This window comes from Spartinivicinus ruber, from assembly GCF_011009015.1.
GTDB classification, from domain to species: domain Bacteria; phylum Pseudomonadota; class Gammaproteobacteria; order Pseudomonadales; family Zooshikellaceae; genus Spartinivicinus; species Spartinivicinus ruber.
Window position 1 is genome coordinate 5,548,521 of record NZ_CP048878.1, and the last position, 12,563, is coordinate 5,561,083.

The 12,563-nt window shown below is 34.5% G+C and carries 12 protein-coding genes; 8 read left to right on the top strand and 4 right to left on the bottom strand.

The genetic code is table 11. The annotated features are described in order from the left end of the window. Window positions 1–10: 10 nt before the first annotated feature. The 3 genes from G4Y78_RS25080 to G4Y78_RS25090 all read right to left on the bottom strand — a co-directional run bounded on the left by G4Y78_RS25080 (window position 11) and on the right by G4Y78_RS25090 (window position 2,808). Complete coding sequence (locus G4Y78_RS25080) at window positions 11–802, bottom strand: substrate-binding periplasmic protein (protein ID WP_163835611.1); 792 nt, start codon at window positions 800–802, stop codon at window positions 11–13. Between the two features lie 431 nt (window positions 803–1,233). After that, window positions 1,234–1,881, bottom strand: coding sequence for a hypothetical protein (locus G4Y78_RS25085; protein ID WP_163835612.1), 648 nt, complete (start codon window positions 1,879–1,881; stop codon window positions 1,234–1,236). 234 nt (window positions 1,882–2,115) lie between these two features. After that, window positions 2,116–2,808: a type 2 periplasmic-binding domain-containing protein gene (locus G4Y78_RS25090; RefSeq protein WP_163835613.1), complete on the bottom strand. Its 693-nt coding sequence runs from the start codon at window positions 2,806–2,808 to the stop codon at window positions 2,116–2,118. Between the two features lie 661 nt (window positions 2,809–3,469). Here G4Y78_RS25090 and G4Y78_RS25095 point away from each other — a divergent pair. Then, on the top strand, window positions 3,470–3,991 hold the full coding sequence (locus G4Y78_RS25095) for a hypothetical protein (RefSeq protein ID WP_163835614.1): 522 nt from the start codon (window positions 3,470–3,472) through the stop codon (window positions 3,989–3,991). A 131-nt stretch (window positions 3,992–4,122) separates the two neighbouring features. On the opposite strand, the gene G4Y78_RS25100 is transcribed toward G4Y78_RS25095, so the two are convergent. Further along, entirely contained in the window at window positions 4,123–4,746 is a 624-nt protein-coding gene (locus G4Y78_RS25100; protein ID WP_163835615.1) for a DJ-1/PfpI family protein, read from the bottom strand. Between the two features lie 103 nt (window positions 4,747–4,849). On the opposite strand from G4Y78_RS25100, the gene G4Y78_RS25105 reads away from it, so the two are divergent. The 7 genes from G4Y78_RS25105 to G4Y78_RS25135 all read left to right on the top strand — a co-directional run bounded on the left by G4Y78_RS25105 (window position 4,850) and on the right by G4Y78_RS25135 (window position 12,433). Then, on the top strand, window positions 4,850–5,821 hold the full coding sequence (locus G4Y78_RS25105) for a GlxA family transcriptional regulator (RefSeq protein WP_163835616.1): 972 nt from the start codon (window positions 4,850–4,852) through the stop codon (window positions 5,819–5,821). 89 nt (window positions 5,822–5,910) lie between these two features. After that, complete coding sequence (locus G4Y78_RS25110) at window positions 5,911–6,846, top strand: IS1595 family transposase (protein ID WP_163830705.1); 936 nt, start codon at window positions 5,911–5,913, stop codon at window positions 6,844–6,846. Window positions 6,847–7,395: 549 nt separating this feature from the next. After that, window positions 7,396–7,860, top strand: coding sequence for an InvB/SpaK family type III secretion system chaperone (locus G4Y78_RS25115; protein WP_163835617.1), 465 nt, complete (start codon window positions 7,396–7,398; stop codon window positions 7,858–7,860). Between the two features lie 106 nt (window positions 7,861–7,966). After that, on the top strand, window positions 7,967–9,091 hold the full coding sequence (locus G4Y78_RS25120) for an ISAs1 family transposase (protein WP_222937513.1): 1,125 nt from the start codon (window positions 7,967–7,969) through the stop codon (window positions 9,089–9,091). Window positions 9,092–9,197: 106 nt separating this feature from the next. After that, entirely contained in the window at window positions 9,198–10,067 is an 870-nt protein-coding gene (locus G4Y78_RS25125; RefSeq protein ID WP_163835618.1) for a hypothetical protein, read from the top strand. Between the two features lie 36 nt (window positions 10,068–10,103). Continuing rightward, window positions 10,104–11,252 (top strand): hypothetical protein, encoded by a 1,149-nt coding sequence (locus tag G4Y78_RS25130; RefSeq protein ID WP_163835619.1) that lies wholly within the window; start codon window positions 10,104–10,106, stop codon window positions 11,250–11,252. A gap of 26 nt (window positions 11,253–11,278) precedes the next feature. Next, window positions 11,279–12,433 (top strand): m7GpppX diphosphatase, encoded by a 1,155-nt coding sequence (locus G4Y78_RS25135; RefSeq protein ID WP_163835620.1) that lies wholly within the window; start codon window positions 11,279–11,281, stop codon window positions 12,431–12,433. The last annotated feature ends 130 nt before the right edge of the window (window positions 12,434–12,563 follow it).

The following is a 12,563-nucleotide window of genomic DNA, read 5'->3' on the forward strand; positions in this document are numbered from 1 at the left end:
AAATGATTTATTATTTATAACGAAAGTTTTCTTGATAATATCCTTCTTCTAATTTTTTTAAATATAGTTCTACAATACCCTGATTGTATAATTTTTTTAATCCACGATTAAATTTTTTCATTCTTTCAATATTATTTTGATTTTTTTTGTTTAGCATTAACCTCATCTTTGCGTTAATGAGCAGTTTTGGATGATAAGTGATTTTATCTCTATCATATTGGCTAAAATGAGTATTTAAAATAGCTTTGCCAACATTAATATCATGCGGGAACAACTGTATTCTATTATTGATTAATTTTCGAAAGTTAATCTCATCAGAAGGAACATAATGTAGGTTAAACTTTCCTTCTTTTGCTGCTTTTTTAAATTGATTTTCATAGTCATAACCAATAGTAACTCCTATATTCAACCCTGCTAAATCACTCACTGACTCCCAGTTAAAGTCAAAGTCTTTTCGGTGAAAGAAAACAAATCGATGGCTTAGCACATTATCACTAAAATAAAAATATATTTCTCTTTCTGGTTTCTTTTGCCAAATAACGGAGCCATCAAAAATATCTCGTTTTGCAAGCTCATAGCAACGTTTCCATGGAAAATACTTATATTTAACCTGAATACCTTCAAGAGAAAAGGCCTTACTTACAATATGGGAAAACACACCATAATATTTGTACTTTTCCGATGAAAATGGCAGCCATTCCCCGTTTGTTAGCCTTATAGTTTCTTCAGCCCAAACTACCTTTGAGAATATAAAAAACATCAATACTATAAATATCAATAGTTTTTCATAAAATTTCAACATACTTTTAACAATCCAATGTTTTATGCTAACTCTATTAGTAATTCACTCATTAATATTAAGCACTTATTGGTTACAGCTTGATACTTGTGCATTAACAAAAAGCTTGACCCTTATTATTCAGTTTACTAAACAGCCACTACTACATTACAATGAAAGCTTTCACACTCATGATACCTATTTCTTAAAAGATTAAGACATTAACGAACTGCTTGCAAAAGAGTATATTTTGTAATATCGAGCGACTCGAAGAAAACAATACAATATAACAATATATTGTTATACAATACAACAATATTTAAGTATTTATCAGGACTCATAGCAAACAACAAAATAACCACTAGCCACTAGACTGGAAAGCACTTCAACTCTATCAGCACAGCTAAACAGAAAAATGTAAGTGTTCGCAAACTTAAAAAGTTACCTAATTATGTCTAATGACGACGGACTACAATAGAAGATATGCTGTCATTGATTCCCTGTTGAATGAAGCAATACACGTCTAAATCATATACTTTCCTAGGTCCATTAAAATTAACTTCTCTGTGTAGCACTACTTCATATCCAGGCGATACTTTTAAAGAAGAAATGTCATCATTCTTCATACCAAGCTTCGTTAAAAGACTGAGATTATATAAACCTGGCTTTAACTTCACCTCATACCCTTGATATTTGCAGTGTTGATAGACCTTAGCTACAACAGGTCCTAATGGCTCATCAGTTATACTCGCAATTTTCTTCATTTCCAATCCTGAAGAAACTAAAAAGGCTGCCCCAAAAATACATGTCACCCCACTCAAAATATTATAAAGTGATTTATTTCTAGACTGGTTATACTGCTTATTATATTCATATTTAAATAGGGCAATTAATGTAACACCAAAAAAAGCCACGCTCATTGCCATATCTGGTACAGCATCACCATAAATGTAGGAAGCTTCACGAGACTTTTCAGTGCCTCCTCTAGCAGCGCCTGGAAAAATCAGCTCATCATTATTAAAGCTATATCCTGCATATAATAATAGGGCAAGCCCCATAAATAAATAGGAGAATAATGCTCCGCCTTTTTTATGTCTACTCATTTCTGTACAATCATGAAAATAAACTCTTGTAATAAGTGTAGACGCTGTCAATTCTGTTGATGATAAGAACAATAAGAATTTCGGAAAACTTCAATAGCTATTGTAAATATCAATTCGTAATAAGAATATTTATTAAAAAATATATTGAATAAAAAAACAGCTATTTTTATTGAAAAATTTCAGGAGTAGACTTATATTATCATTTCATCCGTTGTTAGAAATTCTATAAGTTCCCTAATTTATATTAGATATAACTACATTAGCATCATTAATAAGCTCCATTGTACTGTTACTTTTTTTACATACCAAACTATCCTCATGAACAGAAACTGGGTTTTCAATATCGTGGGGAAAAGCCTTTAATTCAAGCTGTTCAAATATTTTGTAAGCATCTGGAACATAAGCTATAAATGCATCTAGCCTATTATTTAAAACCATGATAATATTATTTTTAATTGTTGGTAGAAACTTAAATTCAATTCCTGAATTTTCTATTTTTTGTCCATAAGGCATACCACTTCTAGCACCAACACGTAATGTTTTCAACTCCTCTAATGAATTAATTACTTTGGTATTTGGTTTAGTAAAAATATATATTTTTGCCACATTCATTGGTTTGCTCTGTATATAATCTTCTCCTATATATTGATAAAAATCAGTATTTTTATTAACTGGTGAAATACAGCATACTAAACACTTATCAAATAGGCTAAAAGCTCTTTTCGGAGGATATACCCTTATTTCAAAAGGTATTTTCGTGTTTATTAAAGATATAATTTTATCATATCGCCCACCACCATCAGCCTGATGCAAGCCATCAATTTGAACAAAAAAAATATTAACGAACTCAGTACATGATGCACTAAAAGATAATGTACAGTAAAAAAATATAGTTAAGCAAATCCGCCTCATTTTTTTAGCTTTCATGACCATACCTTAGACTAAGTAAGCTATTAAAAATCAACTTGTACTTAATAGAGTAGACGATCAAAGTCCACTCGAGCCATCATATATTAATATTTACTGCCTTTACAGCAACTTTAAATAATCAAAATTACTACTTTACTGTTCGGTTACTTCTACGGTCATTTTACTTATCACCTAGAAGGTATAATATTACTTTCTTTATATTTATAAGCTAACTACAATTTTTAGGGATACCTTAAGCTATTAGTATATTTACCTTTCTGGCACTGTAACTTTACTCTTATACTCACTCACAAGAATTAACTGATATTATATTGTGAAGGGTATGTAACTGCAGCTTCTTATATAGCAAAATTCTAATAACTAATTAGAAGTATAATTGCAATAATTATATCATGAACTCAGGGGTTTTATTATAAAATCAATCGAGTATTCTTACACAAGGCTTGTACTTCGAATTAATTTAGATAACAAACTATCAGGAACCAACTATTGTTTGGCAATCAGTTCACTTATTGTTATATCAAAATTAATTATTATTTCTGCATGATTACAGTGTAATTGTCATATTTAACTTATAGAAAAACTAGTGAGTTATCTTTATAATTCTCTGGCATCACTAACAACCCTAAACCTGATAGTGAATATGGAGATTCATATCATGAATAGATATTTAATTGGTATTTCATTGCTACCAGTAGCTTTCATTTTTTCAGCTTCTTCTACAGCAAATGAAGGTCTAGGAACAATAGAATCAAACATAGAAAGTGTACTTATGGCTCCTAAGAGTGAAACTGATTATCAGATGGCTCTCAAAATTAAAAAAATGATTTCAAACTCTGTTGTTCCTTCAGATGCTGCAATCAGTGCTGCTCGCTCCGTATGCTACAGTTCCTTACCAGGTAGGAACACAAACCAATCTCTAATTATGGTTCCATTACCAGATAATAAAGCAGACTTGGATGCGGTGTGTCATGTTTCTATTAATAGCGCCTGGCATGCAGGCGGTATAGCAAAGGGCAATTATTTCTATCAAAATTGTTCAAGTCTAGACAATAAGAGCTATGGTGGTGGATATACTTCATATGTAAATGAAAAGTACTTTGAAGCCAACCGTTCAAAATATTCTAGTTGCAAACCCACTAATGCTTTTGTATGCTGCTCCCCTCAATTCCCTAATTAGAAATTGTAAATATACCTTCTCTTCATTTGAGAGAAGGTATACTTATTACTATTAAATAAATAAAGACAAGCTTTTCAACGTTAATAAAGCAGGACTAAAGTCTATTTGCATGACAATCATATTTGAACCTGTTAATTCACTAAACCAAAGGCGTGAGAGAATGGATCCCAAGTCGAGTCATTATGCCATTCATATTCAGCATATTTTGCTGTTTGCAACGCTTTATCCTTACCTATCGTCAACTCAATTAGCCTTAACGCCATATCCATTCCAGCCGATACACCTGCAGCAGTAATAAACTTTCCATCCTCCACCCAGCGGGCCTGCTCAATCCAATTTGTTGTACTGCTCTGTGATTGTGGCCAACTGAACGCTGCTTTATTTGTCGTGGCATTACGATTATCCAATAACCCTGTTGCTGCTAAAATACCAGCGCCTGTACACACAGAAGTAATATACTGTGCCTTTTCCTGCTGAGACCGCAGCCAACTCAGAACTGGGGCATCTTTCCTTACCTGTTGTCGAGTCCCATTTCCACCAGGCACTAATACCAAATCATACTGTATAGGCTCATCGAAACTATATTCAGCAACTCCTTTAATACCAGCTGAACTCATAACAAGACCTGTTGATTCAGCTACTTGATAAATATCATAGTAATTGCCTAACATTCCAAACATTTGTAAAGGACCATAATAATCCAGAAGTTCGTACCCTTCAAACAACACAGCAGCAATCTTTATTTTTTTAATCATAATACCTCCTGCCCCCTTCTTAATATTGATGTACAGGTATAGAATAATTTTTGAAGCAGTTTTTATAATCTCATTTTGAGACATCAAAGGTAACTTTTAAGTCATGTTATCAAGAAAAGTGGGTATCTTACTATTTCCGAATAGTCATCTACTTGATTTATCCGGGCCAGCTCAAGCATTACATACAATTAATGAGTATTTCCCCAATACCATTCAAATGGATTATTTAGCGCCAACCGAGATCATACATTCATATCAAGGCCTTCAACTCACTGGTCTACTTACGCTGAAACAGGCTGCAACTAATTATGACTTGCTAATCGTTAATGGTAGTAAATTTAATACAGATATGTTCAGCCAATCTGGCTGTGATCGAGGTATTACTTGGTTGTCGGAACAATTTAAGAAGGGAAAAATACAAACTGTAGCTTCAATATGTACAGGTGCTTTTTTTCTGGCAAAAGCGGGACTGCTTAAACAACGTAGTTGCACCACTCATCATAGCCTAACCGATATTCTACAGACCGTAGAACCAACTGCCGATGTCAAACTAAACCACCTATTTGTTTGGGATGATCAAATACTCACGTCAGCAGGTGTCACTGCTGGCATAGATATGATATTGGAATGGATATCGCAAACCATAGGGCAAAGTATGGCACAACAAATAGCACGTGACTTAGTGGTATATACTCGAACAGCTGATGAACCAACCCATATGTCACCGCAACGACAATTCCGTAATCATATAGATCAACGAATACATCAATTACAAGATGCTATTATGAAAAAACCTGAAAACAATTGGTCTGCCAATAAAGTGGAAGAGACTATTTGTTTAGGTTATCGACAAACTTCTAGGCGCTTTGTAAAAGCAACTGGCATTACAATAAAACAATATCAAATGGGGTTACGCTTAGAACAAGCAAAGAATTTACTTGTAAACAGTGATAAAAGTATCGATCGAATTGCCGAAGAAATTGGTTTTCAGTCTACCCACACTTTTAGGAAAGCCTGGTATACACAATTTGATATATCTCCCTCAGAATATCGAAAAAACTATCAAAACAAGTGAGCAAAAACAATCCTAATTATCACTATACCTAAGCCATTAACTGCTGTATATTTGAACAGCATGGAAACTTAATTGAGAAGGTATAAATAATGGCTATCAACAAAGTTCAATTTCAAAAAGGCCTGAGTTTAAACGAGTTTCTCAAACAATATGGTACAGAAGAACAATGCTTTAATACCTTATACAAATTGCGATGGCCAGAAGGTTTTCAGTGCCCCAATTGTGGATACGACAAATGCTGTCAACTCACTACTAGAAAGCTTCAGCAGTGCTATAAATGTCACCAGCAAACATCTGTAACTGCAGGTACTATCTTTGAATCAACCAAATTACCATTAAAGACTTGGTTCCAAGGGATGTATTTGATCTCCCAAGACAAAAAAGGTATATCAGCCATAGAATTACATCGCCATTTAGGTATTTCCTATCAAGCTGCCTGGAGAATGAAACATAAGCTCATGAAAGTGATGCAAGAAAGAGAAGGCACCAAGCAATTGTCGGGTTTTATTGAAATTGATGATGCCTATCTTGGTGGTGAGCGTACAGGTTGCAAAAGAGGTAGGGGAGCAGATGGGAAAATACCTTTTGTAGCAGCCGTAGAAACAACAAAACAAGGTCAACCGACACGAATTAAACTAAGCATTTTAAAAGGGTTTAATAAAGAAGAGATAACGGCTTGGAGTAGGCAGAATTTGGCCAAGGGCAGTACCGTAATCTCCGATGGACTGGCCTGTTTTAATGGTGTCATAGAAGCAGGTTGTCTTCATGATAAAATTGTATGCGGTGGTGGTCGTGCATCAGTAGAGGAACCTGAATTTTATTGGGTTAACACCATCCTTGGAAACTTAAAAAGTGCTTTACGTAGTACTTATCATGCTATTCGCGCTAAATATGCACAACGTTATCTTGCTGAATTTCAGTATCGATTTAATCGAAGATTTAGCTTAGTAGAATTTATTCCTAGGCTAGCATTTGTAGCACTGAGAACACCTCCACTACCAGGTAAGCTACTAAATATAGCTTAGGTATGATGATAATTAGGTAATATTTTCAATTCCTATTATGAATTAATTTCTTTGGCATTTTGTTTGGTGAATATATATTTTAGCCACATTCATTGGTTTGCTCTCCATATAAACCTCCCATGTTGATAAAAACTAGCTACTTTATTATTAAGATAATTTCATCATATTGGTACTCCAATATAAGAGAATCAGTGAGGTTTGTTGTTATATAGCCAAAGTGAATGGTATATATTCTTAGAATATAGTTTGTCAGTGACAAATGGAGTGTTAAAGTCTGACAATCAGTATGATTTACAATTTACATTGACTATACAAACCTAAAGTTACTAATCATATCAATTTTGTTATTCAAAGTTATTTATTATGGTTTTTAAAGTAAGTCTACAATTCGAATTATAAACTACATAATAAATACCTAAATTAGTTTTTTCACTTTTCGCAATACTATACGACAAATGCGAACTAAAAAATACAAGCTAAGAGTAATAGATTTTACACTGCGCTAATATCAGAATGTATAAGTGTGTAGTTAATCACTTGGATAAAACCATGATTCACCAGCCCCTTTCATACTCACAAAATGTCTATCAAGATCTTAGTATTTTTGTTCGTGAGGCTCTCGCTAAGCTGGGTACACCCAGTGAAAAATTAGAAGATTTTAACGCATTTTCAACTATACAAATTGATTTAGAAGATAATTTATCAATTAATATATCTCTTCAGGATGATAGGCTATGGCTTTGGGCCTTACTTCCTATGAGTGAGGAGCAGCTTGTATCAGAAGCAAGAACTATATTTCCAGTGATCACTGAACCGGTTGAGTATATAGAAACAGGGCAGTTAGTATTTGGAAAGTGTGAAAATGGCTACGAACTAAAGGCATTAATTAACCTTGAGTCACTAAATAATAATAAGTTGAAAGAAATTATTGCTTCCTTTCATTCCTTATTATCAAAAATAAAGAAAGGACTATCAGAACATAATAGCCCAAACCATCATTATATGAAAGCCTGAATATATACTCTTCGCGAATGACCTTTATACCCCCAGGGCAATCGCATATAAAAATACAACAAAATCAGTATAATAGGATAAAAAGCAACTGATATAGAGTGCAACATTGGTAAAAAATAGTACAGTTTTAGATCATTTTGAACAGTTAGATGATCCTCGAATGGAACGCCATCGTCGCCATAAGCTCATTGATATTATTACTATTACGATTTGTGCCGCTTTATGTGGAGCAGATGACTGGGTAGCTATTGAGCGATTTGGTAACGCCAAAGAATCATGGTTTAAAAGCTTTCTAGAACTACCGAATGGAATACCCTCTCATGATACCTTTGGTCGTTTTTTCTCACGCCTTTGCCCTATCTCGTTTCAAAGCTGCTTCATCCAATGGATTCAGTCAATCACTGATAGCTTACCTGGCAAGCTGGTAGCAATTGATGGTAAAACCCTTAGACGATCATTTACTGAACCTGATAAGAAGAACGCTATTCACTTGGTTAACGCATGGTCAATAGAAAATAAGCTGGTGTTAGGCCAACTTAAAACTGATAGGAAATCCAATGAAATCACCGCCATTCCTGAACTATTAGAAGCAATAGCAGTTAAAGGTGCTGTTGTATCAATAGATGCGATGGGATGTCACAAAGCCATTGCTGAAAAAACTCGTGAAAAAGAGGCTCATTACTTGTTGGCAGTTAAAAATAACCAACCTCGTTTATATTCTGCTATTCAAGAACAACTGTATTCTAAAAAAGCCAAAGTGTATCAACGTCCCGCTATAGACTTTCATTCTTCAGAAAAAGAACAGCATGGCCGTCATGAGATACGGCGCTGCTGGGTTTATCACTCAGTGGCTAAACTACCTATAGCAACAGAGTGGATCGATTTAGCGGCTGTCGTTAGGGTTGAAACAGAGCGCACCTTGCAAGGCAAAAAAGCAAAAGAACAACGCTATTATATTTCTAGCCAGCCCTTGTCAGCAAAAGCTGTCAGTGAAATGATTCAGCATCATTGGCAAATTGAGAATAGCCTACATTGGAGTCTGGATGTTGCATTTAGGGAAGATGATAGTCGAATTCGTATAGGCCATTCAGCTGAAAACATGTCCAGGATTAGACAAATAGCCCTTAATATACTTAAACAAGATGACACTTATAAAATTGGTATAAAAAATAAGAGGCTGTCTGCTGGTTGGGATCATGAGTATTTAATGAAGTTGATTTGTTCCGTGTAAATTTATATGCGATTGCCCTGTTTATACCCCTAAGTGGTCCATGCGTAAAGTTAAATAACAGCAGCCCAGCTAAACTATTTGCTTTCACTATAAATAAGGAACTATTATGCCCTTTGAGGTTTCATCACATCGTGTCAATACATTAAATAGTACACCTAATGAAGACAATTCATCAAGCCAACGTTTAAGTGTGAGGCATGTTAGTAATACAGATAAATGTTTAAGCAGCTCACCTACACCCAAACTACCAATAGACCGATTTCGGCAAGCAGCTCAGTTTGTCACTAACTTAATGCCTAATAAGAGTAATGGTGAGGCAGGGGTTAAACCCCAGTATTGGCTGGAAATAAGAGACCCAAAACATCGAGATCGACTTACATTAAATGGTTTTGACATACAATCAGGTGCATTAGCTGCTTGGAAGCAAGATGTAAATACAAAACTGAACCTTTTTGATTGGGTCGATCAGCATCCAGAAAGTAAAATTTCTACACTAAAGGATAATCCAAAATACGTATTATCAGAAAAGCTACAGAATATTAATTATTTAACACCTCAGCAGTCACTCATTTATTCCATAGTTCTATCTGATGGAAAATGGATGCAAAACGATAGTATATTAGATACAACACATTTGGCTGGAAAGGAAGGCATGGAAGGTCATGCGATTATTGTTGTTCATAAAGATAGCAGCATATATGTACACCCTTATGAAAAAGGGAAATGGCAGCATACATCCACAACAAACGGACAACCAGTTTTATCAGCTGGTATGATTAAAATTGAACAAGGTAAAGCCACTTCATTTCATTTGGATTCTGGCCATTATACTCCAAGCTTACCTCAGTTAAAAAACTTGCTTATTTTACTAGCTAAAAAAGGAGTGGATATTCATAGCATAGATATTCATGCTAAAAAAATTGATCAGTTTGATATCATAAATCTACTAAAGATAGCGTCTAATCTAGACTCCTAAATAATTTTTTAACTTAATTTACGGCGAGCCCTACTTATGTCTATCGGTATAAACCCACTTCAACGCTCAAACTCAATCGATACAACTTACTCATTAAATCAAAATGATGCTACTTTTCAAGTAAAGCAAGTACAAAATAATCCAGAACAAAAATTATCCTCTCAAGTAGGTAGAACACTGGATGCCTATGGGATAGATGATAATCGAGATACTTTGAGCCAGTTAAACCAAGATAACTATAATGTGCTTATTAAAAAAAATAAGTCAGGTAGCCCAATTCTCAACCATGGAGTTTATGTTTCGAAGAAGGGAGAAGATGAATATGGGGCTTTCAAGTGGTTGAACCCAATAGGTCTAATTAAATATCAAACCGAAGATGTGGCTGTCGTCAAATTTCATAACCAAGACCAGTTAGATCAACTTAGTTGTACTTATGCTGAGAAACCGCTCCCGAAATTTCTCGTTCAAATACTTAATACGGAGAAATGTCGAGATGTTGAGATGTATCAAAAAAACCCAAAATTAGCTAAGTTTATCTCAGCAGTTGATCCTTCTCAAAATGGATATTTAATTCGACCAAATTCTCCTTACATTAGTGATACTATGATGGATGTCTATATAAATAATCCTGAGTCGTTAAAAGATAGTAAAGAAGGAATAACCTTATGTACTTGGGCTATTCATCCATATATCCAGTCGTCTTTTTTAGGGGAAAAACAGAACCGATCTGATATTAGTCAAATTAAAGTTGACCAAACTACTACGCAGCAATTTATAAATGATAAAACTGGCAATCACTCCTTAGCTAGTATTCTTGATTTAAAAAAGGAGCACGTACCACAACTTATAAAGCTAAGAGATGAAACATTACAACACCTTGCAGACGTATATAAAACAACTGAAAATGATAGTGTTCGTATGTTCTTCCACTTTCCAGTAGCGGAAAAAACTGCCACATTGCATCTGCATACTTGGGTGAATAAAGGCGATCACCCATTAAATGAGCCAAGGAGTTTTGACTTAGATATGATTATTAAGAATCTTCAACAAGGCCGAGAAATAAGTGAGCTAGTATTATCTAGAAATAATGGGGAATTTTATTTGCCTAAATCCGATTCAATTAAAGACATTCCTAATATTCCTTTCCAAGGAATTCAACCAAACAAATTGAACTTACCACTTTAGAGTCACTAGCTACTGGGAACTTCGAGATGAACTCAATTCACGCATTAACACGATCCAACTCTATTGGCATCGCTGATCCAGCTAAAAACACTTGTCAAGCACTTCAAGTAAAACAGGTAAAAAACTCCCAACTTCAAAGTGAGTCATCTCGAATCCGTCGAACACTAGATGCATATGGAATAGATGATAATCGAGAAAATCTCAGCAACTTAAATCAAGCAAAACATAATGTACTTATTCAAAAAAATGAACAAGGTGAGATCAATCCTAAATATGGAGCTTTTGTTTCAAAACAAGGTGTTGATGCTTATGGAAGTTTCCATTGGTTAAACCCAAAAACACTAACTAAATATCAAACTGATAATTTAGTTGAAGTTGCTTTTACCTCTGAAGATTTAGAAGCATTACAATCTACTTATAAAAAAGAAAATACAACAGAGTTTCTCGTTAATCTGTTACGTGGAAATCAATTACAACCTGAAGATGATGTGTATAGCACAACGTTCAAAAAAAATCCTAATGCATTTTATTATTCAAAGCCATTAGAGGCAGGTAATGGATTTTTAATTTACCCAAATATCCCTTACATGTCGGACAACTATACAAATGGAAGTCATGATAACTTGAGAATGAAGAGAGAAGGAATACAACTTACTGCTTGGGCTATTCATCCGGCACTTCCTCATAACTTGATCCAAGAAATTACCAACAAAGAAGTACCAAGGAAGTTTTCTGAAGAGTTAAACCAGCAAGTTGCTGAAGAACAGTCTAACGTTAAGTCACTCACGTCTATCCTAGACTTAAGTGTTGAGGATGTGGGTATGTTAGAAAAATTAAAATCGGATATTATCCAGCATCTTGCAGATACATACGGGGTGGATAAAGAAAGTGATAAAGTTAGTTTGTTTTTCCATTTTCCCGTAGCACCCAAAACAGCTACGATACATTTGCATATTTGGGTGAATAAAGCTGATCATCCACTAAATGAATCACGAGGCTTTGGGCTGGATGAAATTATACAACATTTAAAGTCAGGAAATAACATTGAAAACCTAATCCTTTCTAGAAATAATGGCCATTTTATATTGCCAGCAAAAGATAAATTACACCTTATTACTGGAATGCCAGAAAGCCAACAACCAACAGAGGAAACTCGTAATAAAACCAAACTTCCCATATAGCACAAAATCTGTTAAAGGGTGGCCCCTTAGTCCTCTAAATTATACATCTCAATTTCTAATAGCCTTAACCAAAAAAGGCGATGCTTCAACTCCAAAAAGCATCGCCTTTTAATGATTAGCTAACTGGTAG